Raw genomic sequence first — 15,059 nt, forward strand, 5'->3', positions numbered from 1 at the left:
TTACTGCAAGTTGCAGAATTATGCCACCGCTCATCTGCGTTCAGAGAGGAACACTATGAAGAGGATCATCCAGGCGATGGTCGCCTCGCTCGCCCTCGCCGCCGCGGCCGTCGCCGCGCCCGCGCTCGGGGCCGCGTCGGCGCCACCCTCCGCCGCCGCCACACCGGGCTGGACCGCGCTCGCCGCGGGGTCCGAGCCGCAATCCAACCCGCTCAAGGGCTTCATCCCGTACCAAGGGTCGTATTCGACCTTCCCGTACACGATGGAGTGGGCGTACTTCCCCGTCAACGCCGTCATGAGCGGGCCCAACACCTTCAACTGGTCGCAGGTCGACAGCGTCCTGAACGACATCGCGTCGCGCGGCCACCAGACCGCGTTCCGTTTCTACCTCGACTATCCGACCAAGCCGAGCGGCATCCCTCAGTACCTGATCAACGGCGGCCTGACGACCCACTCCTACAACGACTACGGCAACAACGGCGTCAGCGTCTCGCCGAACTACGACGACCCCAACCTCCGGACGGCGATGGACCAGTTCATCGCCGCGCTCGGCGCCCGGTACGACGGCGACGCCCGCGTCGGCTTCGTGCAGGCGGGGCTGCTCGGGTTCTGGGGCGAGTGGCACACCTACCCGTACAACGGGACCAACGGCCAGCCCGACTGGTTCGCATCCAGTGCGACGCAGGCGCAGATCCTGAACGACTTCGTGAACGCGTTCCACACCACGAAGCTCGAGGTGCGGCAGCCGAACACCCAGAACGCCTCGCTGCCGATCGGCTACCACGACGACTCCTTCGCCCTGGAGACCAAGACCAGCTCGCTGGGCTGGCACTTCATGGACAACATGGCCGCCGCGGGTGCGACGAACAAGTGGCAGACGCAGTCCATCGGCGGCGAACTTCGGCCGGAGCTCCAGTCGTGCATCTTCAGCACCTCCGGCTGCCCGGTCATCGAGGACGGCGGGGACAACGACTTCCCCGGGAGCGTCAGCCAGACGCACGTGAGCTGGCTGCTGAACCACTACGCGTTCCAGACCGGCTACTCCGCCTCCGACAAGCCGCGCGCCCTCGCCGGCGCGCAGTCGATGGGCTACTCGTTCCGTGCGACGGAGGCGCTGGTGCCCACCACCATCGCCACCGGCAGCAGCGCGTCGGTCGGCATCACGATCTCCAACGTCGGGATCGCGCCGTTCTACTACTCTTGGCCGATCACGCTCGCGCTGGTCGACGGCTCGGGAACGATCGTCAAGCAGTCGACCACGTCGTGGCACGTCTCCGACATCGCCAGCGACGCGTCGAAGCAGTTTACGGGGACGTTCGCGACCTCCGGCGTCGCGAACGGCAGCTACCGGCTGCTCGCCCAGGTGACCAACCCGCTCTCGGGCGGCGCGCCCATCCGGTTCGCTAACGCGGCGCAAGACACCGTGAAGTCGGGCTGGCTCACGCTCGGCACGACCACGGTGTCGACCGGGGCGACGGGCGCGAGCTACGAGGCGGAGGCGCCCGCGAACACGCTGACCGGCACCGCCGTCGTGGCCTCCTGCTCGGGATGCTCGGGCGGCTCGAAGGTCGGCTACCTCGGCAACGGGGCGACGCTCACCGTGAACGGCGTCGCGGGAGGCTTCTCCAGCTTCCGCATCGCCTACGCCTCGGCCGTGGCGCGGAACGCCACGGTGAAGGTCGACGGCGGCACGGCGACCTCGGTCGCGTTCCCGGCCACCGCCGACTGGAACACGGTCGGCACGGTGACGGTGAACCTGGCGCTCCCGTCCGGGACGCACACGATCACGATCGCCAACCCGTCGGACTGGGCGCCCGACATCGACCGGGTCATCACCGGATGACCCGCTGAGACGGCGGCCCCGGGGACCCGCAGCGGCTCCGGGGCCGACGCCGTCAGCCGCGCAGCAGGGCCCGCGTCTCGGCCGGGTCCGGGAACGACTCCCGCTCTCGGACGGCGCCGTCCAGCACCGCCGCGAGGCGGTCGGACGCGAGGCTGATGCCGCCCATCGCCACGGCCTCCGAGCCGAGCGTGGAGGCGACCACCGTCGGCGCGAGCGGCACGATGCCGCGCAGCGACTCCTCGAACCGGGGGAGGAAGACGTCGGCGCTCGGCGAGCTGCCGCCGCCGATCACGAGCAACTCCGGATCGATCGCCAGCGTCATCGCCGCGGCCCCCGTCGCCAGGTCGTCGGCGAACTCGCGCACGGCCTCCGCCGCCGCCGGGTCGCCCGTGCGTGCGCGCTCGAAGATCTCCTCGCGGCTGGGGCGCGGGGTCTCCAGCACGGCCTGCCCGTAGCGCTCGTTGAGCTCGGCCCAGCGCAGCTCCGGCATCTCGCCGACGATGCCGGCCGCGCCGTGCACGCCGCGGTGCACGCGTCCGTTCACGATCGAGGCGCCGCTCGTGCGCGCGCCGCACAGGATGTAGACCACGTCGGTGTGGCCGCGGGCGGCGCCGATCGCGAGCTCCGCCTGCGCGCCGAGCGCGACATCGCCCTCCACCAGCACCGCCGCGTCGTACTCGCGGCGGAACCGCTCGCGCAGGTCGAGCCCGATCCACCCCGGCATGCCGGTGCCGCCGAAGTGCAGCACTTCTCCCGCGGTGCTGATCGCGCCGGGGGAGCCGATGGTGACCGCCCAGAGGTCCTCCCGGCCGAGCCCCAGCGACGCGAGCAACTCGTCGCCGACCCGCAGCGCGGAGTCGATGCGCGTCGCGGCGGCGTCGGACTCTGCGGTGGCCGCCGTGCGCTCCCCTCGGACGTGGCCGGTGAGGTCGGTGACCACGGCGAAGATGTGGTTAGCGCCGATGTCGAGCGAGAGGAAGTGCCCGAGCCCGGGCGCCGGGCGGTACGTCGCGGCCGGGCGCCCCAGGCGGCCCGCGGGCGCGCTGTCCGCCGCTGCGACCCAGCCGGCCTCCATCAGGTCGCTGATGATCGCGTCGATCGCGGTGCGCGAGAGCCCGGAGTCGGCGGCGAGGTCGCGCATCGTCTGCGGACGCTCCAGCACCGCGCGCAGGATGCCCCACGAGTTCATCCGCCGCAGCAGGGAGCGGCTGCCGACGGCCGGTTCGACACCGGGGATAAGGGCCTCTCGTGCCATGTCATCCTCACTCTTGCGCTTTATAACGGCAACTTGCATAATTAAGCCGTCCACCCGACTTTACCGCGGATGGGCCGCCCAACGATCCGCGAATCGCTCACGGATCGATCCACCCCTACTGCGCCAAGGACGGCAGCACGCCCGCGGCGCCGAGAGGATGCCATGACAGCCCTCCTCCCGAGAGCCGCCCGCGGCACCGGCGCAGTGCCGCGCCGCCGCCGGCGGGACGACCGCAGGGTCGCCTGGCTCTTCATCGCGCCGGTCCTGATCGGGTTCGCGGTCTTCTACCTGTACCCGACGGTCCGCGGCGTGTGGTGGTCGTTCACCGACTACAGCCTGCTCGGCGACCCGACCTTCGTCGGCGTCAAGAACTACGCCGCCGTGCTCCAGGACAAGGAGTTCTGGAACTCGATGGGCGTCACCCTCTACTACGTGATCGTCAACGTGACGACGCAGACCGCGCTCGCGCTGCTCCTCGCCGCGCTCATGCACCGCCTCACCCGGTCGGTGATGCTGCGCACCACCCTGCTGCTGCCGTGGCTCGTCCCGAACGTCACGGTCGGCCTCGTCTGGCTCTGGCTGCTCGACACCAACCTCGGCTTCGTGAACCACCTCATCACCTCCATGGGCCTGCCGGCGGTCGGCTTCTTCACCAACCCGGCCCTCGGCATCCCCACGATCTCGATCGTGAACACGTGGGCCTTCACCGGCTACACCGCGCTGCTGTTCTACGCGGGGATGCTGCAGATCCCGGCCGACCTGTACGAGAGCGCCTCGCTCGACGGCGCGGGCGAGTGGAGGCTGTTCACCCGCATCACGCTCCCGCTGCTGCGGCCGGTGATGGCGTTGGTGCTCGTGGTGTCGCTGATCGGCTCGTTCCAGATCTTCGACACGGTCGCGGTCACCACCAAGGGCGGCCCGGTGAACGCCACACGGGTCATCTACTACTACATCTACCAACAGGCGTTCACCTTCTTCCACATGGGCTACGCCGCCACCATGGCCATCGTCCTCGTGGTCATCCTCGGCGTGCTCACCGCCGTGCAGCTCCGGCTCCTCCGCGCCTCCGAATCCCAGCTCGCCTAGGACATCGCCATGACCATGACACAACCCGCAACGCCCGTCCTCTCCGCCGAGACCGCGACGCCGCCCGTCCCCGTGCGCGTCACCACCCGGCGCCGCTTCTCGATCGGCCGCGCGCTCGGCTGGACGGTGCTGATCGTCTCGCTCGTGCTGACGCTGTTCCCCTTCTACTGGATGCTGAAGACCGCGCTGACGCCCGCCGCCGACGTGATCAAGGACTCGGGATCGTTCTTCCCGGGCAGCCCGACCCTGATCAACTTCGCGCGCGTGCTCGGCTTCCTGAGTCCCGCGGAGGACCAGGCCGCCGGCGGCTCGGGAGCCTCGATCAACTTCCTCCTCTACCTCTGGAACTCGATCGTCTACTGCTCCCTGATCGGCTTCTTCCAGACGCTGTTCTGCGCCATGGGCGGCTACGCCTTCGCCCGGCTGCGGTTCCCCGGCCGCAACGTCCTCTTCGCCGTGCTCATCGCGGCGCTCATGGTGCCCGGCATCTTCACGCTGCTGCCCAACTTCGTGCTCGTGCGCGACCTGGGGCTGCTCAACAACGTGTTCGGGATGGTCGCGCCGAGCCTGCTGATGACGCCGTTCGCGCTGTTCTTCCTCCGTCAGTTCTTCCTCAACATCCCGGTGGATGTGGAAGAGGCGGCCATGCTCGACGGCGCAGGGAAGATCCGGGTGTTCTGGCGGGTCGCCCTCCCGATGAGCCGGGGCCCGCTCATCACGATCGGGCTCATCACGGTCGTCTGGGCGTGGAAGGACTACCTCTGGCCGCTGCTGATCGGCCGCGACGAGAGCGTCCGGACCATGACCGTCGCGCTCGGCGTGTACCTGCAGCAGTCGCCCAACACGCAACCCGACTGGACCGGGCTCATGGCCGGCTCGACGCTGTCGGTCATCCCCGTGCTCATCCTCCTGATCTTCCTCGGCCGCCGGATCGTCGAATCGCTCAACTTCACCGGCATCAAGTAACCCCTCCCCACCCGAGCACCATCCACACAGAGAGAGAAATCGAATGAGAAAGCTCCGTCGCGTCGCCGCCATCGCTGCCGCCGCCGCACTGCTCGCCGGGCTCACGGCGTGCTCGTCCGCCGGATCCGGCGGGAACGAGAAGGTGACCCTGCAGTACTGGATGTGGGACGACACCCAGGTGCCGGCCTACCAGCAGTGCGCCCAGCAGTTCGCCAAGGAGAACCCGAACATCACCATCAAGATCTCGCAGGCGGCCTGGGGTCAGTACTGGACCAACCTGTCCACGCAGATCGCCGCGGGCAGCGCCCCCGACGTCTGGGTCGACCAGGCGTCGTACTACCCGCAGTTCGTGCAGGACAAGCAGATCGTCGACATCCAGCCCATGGTCGAGAAGGACAAGGTCGATCTGAGCCAGTACGTCGACGGCCTCGCCGACCTGTGGAAGGTGGGCGACGCCCGCTACGGCCTGCCGAAGGACTGGGACACGATGGGCCTGGTCTACAACAAGGCCGACCTGAAGGCGGCCGGCATCGACGAGGCGTCGCTCGCCGACCTCACCTGGAACCCGAACGACGGCGGCACCTTCGAGCAGACGATCGCCAAGCTGACGGTCGACAAGAACGGCCACAACGGTCTCGACCCGGCCTTCGACAAGAACAACGTGAAGGTCTACGGCTTCCTGCCCGAGTGGGCGGACGGCTCGCAGGGCCAGAACGGCTGGGGCAACTTCGCAGCATCCACCGGCTGGACCTACGCCGATAAGAACCCGTTCGGCACCAAGTTCAACTACAGCGACCCGAAGCTCGCCAAGACCGTGCAGTGGCTGGCCGACCTCTCCGACAAGGGCTACGCGCCCAAGCTCGACGTGCAGTCGACGCTGGCCCGCTCCGAGGTGCTCGCGAACAACGGCGGCGCGCTGACGACGCTCGGCTCGTTCAACCTCTCCGCGTACAAGGGCAAGACCGACCAGTTCGGCTTCGCGCCGCTGCCGATCGGGCCCGAGGGCCGAAAGTCGGCCATCAACGGCCTGTCCGACGCGATCTACGCCGGGAGCAAGCACAAGGACGAGGCCTGGAAGTGGGTCAAGTACCTCGCCTCCGCCGACTGCCAGAACACGGTGGCCGCCACCGGCGTGGTCTTCCCCGCCATCAAGGAGGCGTCGGAGAAGTCGGCCCAGGTGCGCGAGAAGGACGGCCTGAACGCCCAGGTCTTCCTCGACGAGCAGAAGGCCAAGGACGGCACCTTCATCATCCCGATCAGCTACCACGGCACGGAGATCAGCCAGATCGTCCAGGACGCGATCCAGAGCGTCGCCCTCGGCCAGCAGGACGCGAAGTCCGCGCTGGGTAAGGCGAACGACCAGGTCAACGCGCTCTTCAAGTAGCCGACGGGCGGGGGCGGCCGCGCGCCGCCCCCGCCCCCTCCACCCGGCCTGACGGCCCCACCCAGAAAGCTCAGCATGCTGCACACCTTCGACTTCGACGGACTCCGCATCCCCGCCAACCTCCCGAGGGTGCCCTCGCCGGTGCCCGGCGGGTTCGTCGTGCCGGCCGGCCCGGTCGCGCTCCTGCACCCCTTCGGCGACACGGAGTTCTACCGGCACGGCTGGAACTCGTGGAGCCCCTCCGGCTGGGCGCGCACCGACGGCGAGACCATCGGGATCAAGGACAGCCCGAACCGGCTGCTGACCGCCGACGACGCCGCCAACGAGACGCCGCACGCCCACTCCGGAGCGGCGGTCGGAGCGATCGCCGGCACCGACGGCGACGTGCTCCTTCTCGGCGCCCTGGGTGTCGGCTCGCCCCGCGTCGGGGCGGACCGCAACGTGCTCTGGGGCCGGGCGGAGGAGCACACCGCCGACTGGTTCGTGGCCTACGGCCCCGAACGGCAGGTGTTCGCCGACTACGCCGACCTGGTGTCGGAGCGGCTCGGCCGCCGCACCGGAAGCGCCGGCACCGTGTGGAGCAGCTGGTACTCCTACTTCGAGGGGATCGACGAGGAGCTCGTCGCCCGCACCGTCTCCGACCTCGCCGGCTACCCGTTCGACGTCTTCCAGCTCGACGACGGCTGGGAGCCGATCGTCGGCGACTGGGTCGCGGGCCCCAAGTTCCCCTCCGGCATGGCCGTCACCGCGCGCACCATCGCCGACGCCGGCTTCACGCCCGGCCTGTGGCTCGCGCCGCTGATCGCCCTGCCCGGTTCGGAGCTCGCCCGCACCCGTCCCGACCTGCTCGTGCAGGACGACGACGGCCGGCCCCTCATCACCGGCTACAACTGGGGCTCGCACTACCACTCGCTCGACACCACTCAGGACGAGGTCAAGGACCACCTGCGCGAGGTCTTCGAGACCGTCGTCGGCTGGGGTTACCGCTACCTCAAGCTCGACTTCATGTACGCCGGGGCCGTGACGGGCAAGCGCAGCATCCCGCTGCACCGGGAGGCCGTCTACCGCGAGGCCGTGCAGCACATCCGCTCGGTCGTCGGCGACTCGGTGTACCTGCTGGGATGCGGCGTGCCGATGATCCCGAGCGTCGGCGTCTTCGACGGCGCCCGCGTCGGACCGGACGTCGGGGCCTTCTGGGACAACGCCGAGCGGCCCGGCGACCCGTCGGGCGTCGGCGCTCGCAACTCCATCGTCGCCTCGATCAACCGTGCCTGGATGAAGCGCCTCTACGAGGTCGACCCGGACGCCGTCTACTTCCGCAGCGCCCGCAGCCTGCTCGACGACGGCGAGCGCCAGGCGCTGCGCGACACCGCGGCAATCCTGGAGTTCCGCTCGACCTCCGACCCGATCGCCTGGCTGAGCGCGCAGGAGCGGGAGCAGCTGATCGCGTACATGGAGGAGACCTCCGTGATCGAGCAGACCGGCCGCTACTCCTTCCGCATCGACGGACGCGAGGTCGACCTGACGCCGATCGTGACCGGCACGGTGGTGACCGACGCGGCGTCGCTCGTGGTCTGACCGCGAGCGGGGCCGCCCCGGCGGGTCAGGCCAGGGTCATGAAGAGCTTCTGAAGCTCGTCGACCGTCATCGGGTCGGTGTCGTCGTCGGGGTCGGTGATGCACTTCTGCATCGCCGTCGAGATGATCTGGAAACCGGCCTTGTCGAGTGCGCTCGAGACGGCGGCGAGCTGGATGACGACGTCCCGGCACTTGCCGCCGTTCTCGACGGCGGCGATGACCGCGTTCAGCTGTCCCTGCGCGCGGCGCAGACGGTTGAGCACGGGCTTGATGTCGGCGGGGGTCGCGGCCACGGTGGTCTTCTCTCTCAATGCGTCCGGCGCGGGCGAGCCGGTGTCGGTACCCGCCAGGGTATCTGTTCGGGCCATGTCAGCCACGCCCGAAGAGCCGGCCGAAGAACCCGCCGCCGGAGGCGGCTGCCTTCTCGGCGTCGGTGTGGTTTCCGTTGCACCACTGGTTCGCGGGGACGCGGCGGCGGACGTCGGCGATGTGCTGGCCGCAGCCGCTCCAGGTGGTCTTTCCGCAGACTTTGCAGGTGGCGGGGTAGCACATGGGGTGGGACTCTCCTTCTCGATGGATGGTGCGGGGCCGATTCGTTATACCCCCCTCCGTATAGTACGATACGGGGGAGGGTATACCAAACGGCCCCAGGAGGTACGCAGCATGAAGACCGTGATCGTCGGCGGAGTCGCCGGAGGGATGTCTGCAGCGACCCGGCTGCGCAGGCTCGACGAGTCGGCGGAGATCGTCGTGTTCGAGCGCGGCCCCTATGTCTCCTACGCGAACTGCGGGCTGCCCTACTACGTCGGCGGGGTCATCACGGACCGCTCGTCGCTGCTGCTGCAGACGCCGCAGTCGCTCGCCGCGCGTTTCCGGCTGGACGTGCGCACCGGGCACGAGGTGATCGGCGTCGACCCGGTCGCCCGCACGGTGTCGGTGCTCGACCTCGCTGCGGGCGACACCTTCGTCGAGAGCTACGACGAGCTGATCCTCGCCGTCGGTGCGACCGCGCGAGAGGCGGCAGGGCACCCCGGCATCCCCACCCACACGCTGCGGACGGTCGAAGACGTGGATGCGATCGGCGCGCTGGTGGACGCCGCGGCGGACCACCCGTCGGCGCTGGTCGTCGGTGGCGGGTTCATCGGACTGGAGGCCGTCGAGAACCTGGTGCGACGCGGCATCCATGTGACCCTCATCCAGCGGTCGGCGCAGATCCTCACCCCGCTCGATGCGGAGATGGTGGCGCCGCTGCAGGCGCAGCTGCGCAGCCACGGCGTCGACGTGCGCACCTCCGTCACCATCGACGAGGTCTCCGCGGGCGCCGTGCTGCTCAGCGACGGCGCGACGCTGCGGCCCGACTTCATCGTCGACGCGTCCGGGGTCGTGCCCAGCGTCGATCTGGCCCGTTCCGCCGGGCTCCGGATCGGGCCGACCGGCGGGATCGCCGTGGACGACTCCAACCGCACCAGCGATCCGCACATCTTCGCCGTCGGCGACGGCGTCGAGAAGATCGACGCCCTCTCCGGGTCGGAGACGCTGGTCACGATGGCGGGCCTGGCCAACCGCCACGGTCGCTCCGTCGCCGACGTCATCGCCGGCCGTCAGGAGCACAACACCCCGGCGCTCGGAACCGCGATCGTGAAGGTCTTCGACACGGTCGCCGCGAAGGTCGGCTGGAGCGAGCGGCAGCTGGTCGCCGCGGGCCGCGCGCATCGCGTCATCCACACCCACCCCGCCTCGCACGCCACCTACTACCCGGGCGCCCAGCCGATGTCGACGAAGCTGCTCGTAGACCCGGGGTCGGATGCGATCCTCGGTGCACAGATCGTCGGCGGGGAGGGCGTCGACAAGCGCATCGACGTGATCGCGGTCGCCATGACCGGCGGGATCACCGCCTCCGGCCTCGCACGCCTCGAGCTGGCCTACGCCCCGCAGTTCGGCTCCGCGAAGGACCCGGTCAACCAGCTCGGCTACGTCGCCGACAACCTCCGCACCGGCGCGACGCGCAGCATCCAGTGGCACGAACTCGACGCGGCACTGGCGGCGGGGTCGACGCTCGTCGACGTGCGCACCCCCGGCGAATTCGCCGCAGGCGCCATCCCCGGCGCCGTGAACATACCGGTCGACGACCTCCGCGACCGGGTCGCGGAGCTGCCGGACGGGCCTCTCGTGGTGCACTGCCAGGTCGGCCAGCGCGGCCACACGGCCGCGCGCATCCTCACCCAGTACGGCCGCGACGTCGTCAACCTCGACGGCGGCTACCGCACCTGGGTCGCCGGCGCATCCCTCGGGTCGCGCGAGGCGGTCGGCACGGGGCGCTGAGCACGTCGCGTCACAAGTTCTGCTTGTGGCGCGACAAGGATGTCCGGCTGGTCACGGGTGAGCGGACGCGAGAGCGTCGAAGCATGGAACTCTCACCCCTCCTGACCCTGCCGAGCCGGGCCGGCGCCCGCGCCGGGGCCGTGGCGCCCGGTCTCGCCCTGACCCTCCTCATCGCCCTCGCGGCCACCGGCGTCTCCCGTATCGTTCCCGCTGTCGGCAGCGCGCTTCCCGCGCTCCTGATCGGGGTCGTCGTCAGCCTCATCCGCCGACCGGGCGGCCGGTTCGCCGCGGGGGTGACGTTCTCGTCGAAGTTCGTGCTGCAGATCGCGGTCGTGCTCCTCGGCGTGCAGCTCTCCCTCTCCAGCGTGCTCGTGGTCGGACTGCAGTCGCTGCCGGTGATGCTCTCCACTCTCGCCGTGTGCCTCCTCGCGGCGTGGGGCATCGGTCGTGCTCTCCGCATCCCGCGTCGCGAGCGCACGCTCATCGGCGTCGGCACCGGAATCTGCGGTGCATCCGCGATCGCCGCCGTGTCGCCGATCATCGGCGCCGCCAGTTCGGAGATCGCCTATGCCGTCTCGACCATCTTCCTGTTCAACGCGGTCGCCGTGCTGGTCTTCCCGCTGATCGGCCACGCGCTCGGGATGAGCACCCACGCGTTCGGGCTGTTCGCGGGCACCGCAGTGAACGACACGAGCTCGGTCGTCGCCGCCGCGAGCCTGTTCGCGACGTCGGCGCTCGGCTTCGCCGTCGTGGTCAAGCTCGTGCGCACGCTCATGATCGTCCCGATCAGCGTGGTGCTCGCGGTCGTCGAGCACCGGAGGCGGAACTCCGGAGCCCCCCTCACCGTGCGGCGGCTGGTCGGCCTCATCCCGTGGTTCCTCGTCGGCTTCCTCGTGGTCGCGACGGCGAACTCGCTCGTCGCGATCCCGCCGGGTCTGCACGACGCGCTGGTCACGGTGAGCGTGTTCCTCGTGGCGGTGGCGCTCGGCGGCATAGGCCTCTCCACCGATATCGGCGCCATCCGCCGAGCCGGCTGGCGCCCCCTGCTGCTGGGAGCGGTGCTGTCGACGCTCGTCACCCTGACGAGCCTCGGCGTCCTCGCCGTCACCGGCCAGCTCTGACCGGTGGTCAGGAGACCGACCGGACGACGTCCAGCAGCGCGCGTGCGCTGGTGGGCACGCCCGACCCTCCCCGCCGCCACACGGCGGTCAGCGGCCGGGTGATGCGCAGCTGACGGATTGGGACCTTGACCAGGGTCCCGGCCGCGAGCTGCTCGCGGACGGCGAGGATGCTCAGCACCGCCGGGTGCTCGCCGGCCGCCGCCGTCGCGCGGATCGCGCTGGTGGAGGAGAGCTCGAACGCGGGGCGGGCAGGCGAGTGACCCTGTTCCGCCAGGGCCCGCTCGAACGCCAGCCGGGTGCCGGAGCCGACCTCGCGCGACACCAGAGGAGTGCGGGCGAGCTCCTCCGCCGACACGCTCCGCGACCGCCGGGCCCACGGATGGCCTCGGCCGACGACGACGACCAGCTCGTCCGACGCGAAGACAGATGTCGCCAGGTCGGTGGGGACCTCGGGCGTCTCGATGAACCCGATGGTCGCGGCGCCGTCCCGCACCGCGGCGAGCACCGCCTCGCTGTTTGCTGCCGTCAGCTCGATGCGCGGCCCGTGTCCGTCCGCGCCCAGCGCGGTGAGCCAGCGGGGCGCGAGGTGCTCCGCGATCGTCATGCTCGCGGCGATCCGCAGGGTCTCCTCCGTCGCCCCGCGGAGGGACGCGACGGAGGCGTCGAACCGGTCGGCCGCCTCCACGACCTCGGCCGCCCACTCCGCGACGAGTGCCCCGGTCTCGGTCGGCCGGGCGCCCCGGCTGCTTCTTACGAGAAGGGGTGCGCCGACCTCGCGCTCGAGAGCGGCCAGCCGGAGCGACGCCGCCTGCTGCGTCACGCCCGCCTCGCGCGCGGCGGCGGAGATGCTCCCCGACCGGACGACCGCCGTCAGCAGCCTCAGCCCCGCGAGGTCCACGGGCGTCCCACATTCTGCACGCGCCAACGCTATCGCCCCGGTCGCCCGCACGGCGGAGGGCGCGTGAGTACGGTGGGGAGCATCCACTACATCGGCCGGAGGGATTCGGGATGCTCACCCAGGACGCCGTCGCGTGACCGCCCTTCCCACCGACGCGGAGCGCCGGGTCGCCCTGCGGCGGATGAAGGTGCTGGCGACCAGCCTGCTCGCCGCGGCCGCGGTGGTGTTCGCCGTCGCGTTCGCGCTGCAGGACCGCTACCCGTGGCTCGGGTTCGTCCGGGCCGCCGCGGAAGGCGCGATGGTGGGCGCGCTCGCCGACTGGTTCGCGGTCACCGCGCTGTTCCGGCATCCGCTCGGGCTGCGTATCCCGCACACCGCGATCATCCCCACGCGCAAGGACGAGATCGGCGCGAGCCTCGGGGCGTTCGTGGAGACCAACTTCCTCTCCGACGAGGTGGTCGCCGGCAAGCTGTCGACCATCGACCTCGCCGGCGCCGCCGCGGGCTGGCTCTCCGACCCGCGCATCGCCCGGCGCGTCGTCGCCGAGTTCTCGCAGGGTCTGACGGGGCTCGTCGGTCTGCTCGACGACGACCGGATGCGGGAGGCGGTGGAGGCGGTCGTGCGCGCGCAGCTCGTCGCGCCGCAGTGGGGGCCGCCCCTCGGCCGGCTCGGGGCTCGGGTCCTCGAGTCGGGTGGCCACCAGGAGGCGGTGGAACTGCTGCTGGACCGGCTCGACGAGTGGCTCGCCGCCCATCCCGAGGCGTTCGAGGCGGTCGTGACGCGGCGGCTGCCGTCGTGGCTGCCGTCGTTCGTGGACCGCGCGATCGACGAGCGGCTGCACGCGCAGGCCCGCCGCTTCGTGCGGGAGCTGCGCGACGACCCGGACCACCGGCTCCGCCGATCGCTCGACGAATACCTCGCGCAGCTCGCCGACCGGCTGCAGCACGATGACGCCACGATCGAGCGACTGGAGCAGGCGAAGGGGCGGGCGTTCGACGATCCGCGCATCCGGGAGCTGGCCGCCTCCGCCTGGACGGCCGCCCGCGGCGCCGCGATCGGCGCGCTCTCGGATGAGGACGGCGAGCTGCGGAGGCGGGCGGAGGCGCTGCTCGGTGACGCCGCCCGCCGTCTGCTCGCCGACGACGAGCTGCGGGCCTCGCTCAACGCCCGGCTGACCGACGCCGCGCTGCATCTGGTGACGAGCTACCGGAGCGACATCGCCCACGTCATCGCCGAGACGGTGCAGTCGTGGGACCCGGCGGAGACCACCGACAAGATCGAGACGCAGGTCGGCCGCGACCTCCAGTTCATCCGCATCAACGGCACGGTCGTCGGCGCGCTCGCCGGCCTCGCGATCTACAGCGTCGCCACCGCGATCTCGACCCTGCTCTGAGCGCCGGCGGCGACGGTCGCTGCGATGCGGCGGACCGCCTCGACGACGGTGGAGGGGTTGCAGGCCAGGTTGATCCGCGCGAAACCGCGGCCCGGCTCCCCGAAGGGCAGGCCGGAGTTGAGGGCGACGCGTCCCGTCTCGATCAGGACGCGGGCGGGGTCGTCGCCGAGTCCCGCGTCCCGGAAATCGAGCCAGGCGAGGTAGCCTGCGTCGGGCCGGACGACGCGGACCGCCGGCGCGTGCTGCGCCAGCTCGGCCTCGAGCAGGCGCACGTTGCGGACGATCGCGTCCACCAGGTCGTCCCGCCAGCGCAGGCAGGAGAGCGCGGCGACGTTGGCGTGGAGGCCGAGGATGCTCGTGCGGGCGGCGAGCTCGTCCGGCAGCGTGGTCAGGAGTGCGGCCGACCGCTCGTCCGCCGCGACGATGACCGCGCACTTCAGGGCGGCGAGGTTCCACGCCTTGCTTGCGGAGCTGACGGTGACGGCCTGGGCGCCGGTGGCCCGCGCGACCGGCGCGAAGGGGGTGAAGCGTCCACCGGGATGCGTGAGCGGAGCGTGCACCTCGTCGCTGACGACGAACACGTCGTAGCGGGCGGCGAGGGCGGCGAGCTGCTCCAGCACATCCCGGCTGTGACATCGCCCGGTCGGATTCTGCGGGTTGCACAGCAGTAGCGCGTCGGCGCCCGCGGCGAAGGCGGCCTCGAGCCCGGCGAGGTCGAGCGACCAGTCCGCGTCCTCCCGCAGCGGCACCGTGACGGCGACGGCGTCCGCCTCCTCCACCATCTCGAAGAACGGCGGGTAGACCGGAGGCGTGAGCACGACGCGGCCGCCGGCCTCCGGCAGCACAAGGCGCAGCGCCTCCACCACCCCGACCGTCACGTCCGTCGCCAGGTGCACCCAGGCGGGGTCGACCTCCCAGCCCCACTCGTCGCGCCCGAAGGCGGCGAAAGCGGGCGCGAGCGGCCCGGCGGAGTCGAGGTAGCCGGTGTCGGAGTGCCGTAGCGTCTCGGCCACCCGGTCCAGGATGGCCGGCTCGACGTCGAAGTCCATCTCCGCGACGAAGACCGGCAGCACGTCCGCGGGGTAGCGGCGCCACTTGATGCTCGACCTGGTCGCGTACAGCTGCTCCAGGGGCCGGGCCGGTCCGAAGCTCATACACACGGATCATGCCGTGGCCGCCGCGCGAGCGCGAACCGCGACGTCAGAAAGCGTAGT

At 70.9% G+C, this 15,059-nt stretch carries 13 protein-coding genes; 8 read left to right on the forward strand and 5 right to left on the reverse strand.

Features of this window, described 5'->3' with window-relative positions; all coding sequences use genetic code 11:
* Window positions 1–55 precede the first annotated feature (55 nt).
* Entirely contained in the window at window positions 56–1,843 is a 1,788-nt protein-coding gene (locus tag P5G59_RS08280; RefSeq protein WP_301217834.1) for a DUF4832 domain-containing protein, read from the forward strand.
* 52 nt (window positions 1,844–1,895) lie between these two features.
* On the opposite strand, the gene P5G59_RS08285 is transcribed toward P5G59_RS08280, so the two are convergent.
* Entirely contained in the window at window positions 1,896–3,098 is a 1,203-nt protein-coding gene (locus tag P5G59_RS08285) for an ROK family protein (protein ID WP_301217837.1), read from the reverse strand.
* 162 nt (window positions 3,099–3,260) lie between these two features.
* Here P5G59_RS08285 and P5G59_RS08290 point away from each other — a divergent pair, with 162 nt between their 5' ends.
* The 4 genes from P5G59_RS08290 (at window position 3,261) to P5G59_RS08305 (ending at window position 8,112) form a co-directional block, all read left to right on the forward strand.
* A complete protein-coding gene (locus P5G59_RS08290; protein WP_301217839.1) occupies window positions 3,261–4,184 on the forward strand; it encodes a carbohydrate ABC transporter permease in 924 nt (307 codons plus the stop codon).
* A gap of 9 nt (window positions 4,185–4,193) precedes the next feature.
* Entirely contained in the window at window positions 4,194–5,150 is a 957-nt protein-coding gene (locus P5G59_RS08295) for a carbohydrate ABC transporter permease (RefSeq protein ID WP_301217841.1), read from the forward strand.
* Between the two features lie 43 nt (window positions 5,151–5,193).
* Complete coding sequence (locus P5G59_RS08300) at window positions 5,194–6,534, forward strand: ABC transporter substrate-binding protein (protein WP_301217844.1); 1,341 nt, start codon at window positions 5,194–5,196, stop codon at window positions 6,532–6,534.
* Between the two features lie 75 nt (window positions 6,535–6,609).
* Window positions 6,610–8,112, forward strand: a complete 1,503-nt coding sequence (locus P5G59_RS08305) for a glycoside hydrolase family 36 protein (RefSeq protein ID WP_301217848.1) — start codon at window positions 6,610–6,612, stop codon at window positions 8,110–8,112.
* A gap of 25 nt (window positions 8,113–8,137) precedes the next feature.
* Here P5G59_RS08305 and P5G59_RS08310 read toward each other — a convergent pair whose 3' ends face one another.
* Both P5G59_RS08310 and P5G59_RS08315 read right to left on the reverse strand, forming a co-directional pair.
* Window positions 8,138–8,404, reverse strand: coding sequence for a metal-sensitive transcriptional regulator (locus tag P5G59_RS08310; RefSeq protein WP_301217850.1), 267 nt, complete (start codon window positions 8,402–8,404; stop codon window positions 8,138–8,140).
* A gap of 76 nt (window positions 8,405–8,480) precedes the next feature.
* Window positions 8,481–8,663: a hypothetical protein gene (locus P5G59_RS08315; protein WP_115696871.1), complete on the reverse strand. Its 183-nt coding sequence runs from the start codon at window positions 8,661–8,663 to the stop codon at window positions 8,481–8,483.
* A gap of 111 nt (window positions 8,664–8,774) precedes the next feature.
* Here P5G59_RS08315 and P5G59_RS08320 point away from each other — a divergent pair, with 111 nt between their 5' ends.
* Together P5G59_RS08320 and P5G59_RS08325 are read left to right on the forward strand one after the other, a co-directional pair.
* Entirely contained in the window at window positions 8,775–10,433 is a 1,659-nt protein-coding gene (locus tag P5G59_RS08320; protein WP_301217854.1) for an FAD-dependent oxidoreductase, read from the forward strand.
* Window positions 10,434–10,516: 83 nt separating this feature from the next.
* Window positions 10,517–11,554 carry a YeiH family protein gene (locus tag P5G59_RS08325; RefSeq protein WP_301217856.1) on the forward strand — a complete coding sequence of 346 codons (1,038 nt, stop codon included), beginning with the start codon at window positions 10,517–10,519 and terminating at the stop codon, window positions 11,552–11,554.
* 7 nt (window positions 11,555–11,561) lie between these two features.
* Here the strand turns inward: P5G59_RS08325 and P5G59_RS08330 are convergent, their stop codons facing one another.
* Window positions 11,562–12,452, reverse strand: coding sequence for a LysR family transcriptional regulator (locus tag P5G59_RS08330; protein ID WP_301217857.1), 891 nt, complete (start codon window positions 12,450–12,452; stop codon window positions 11,562–11,564).
* A gap of 181 nt (window positions 12,453–12,633) precedes the next feature.
* Here P5G59_RS08330 and P5G59_RS08335 point away from each other — a divergent pair, with 181 nt between their 5' ends.
* A complete protein-coding gene (locus P5G59_RS08335; protein WP_301218800.1) occupies window positions 12,634–13,845 on the forward strand; it encodes a DUF445 domain-containing protein in 1,212 nt (403 codons plus the stop codon).
* Here the strand turns inward: P5G59_RS08335 and P5G59_RS08340 are convergent.
* Window positions 13,809–14,999, reverse strand: a complete 1,191-nt coding sequence (locus P5G59_RS08340; RefSeq protein ID WP_301217859.1) for a MalY/PatB family protein — start codon at window positions 14,997–14,999, stop codon at window positions 13,809–13,811. The genes P5G59_RS08335 and P5G59_RS08340 overlap by 37 nt on opposite strands.
* Between the last annotated feature and the right edge of the window lie 60 nt (window positions 15,000–15,059).

Origin of the sequence: Leifsonia virtsii, assembly GCF_030433675.1 — a bacterium.
Classification (GTDB): Bacteria; Actinomycetota; Actinomycetes; order Actinomycetales; family Microbacteriaceae; genus Leifsonia; species Leifsonia virtsii.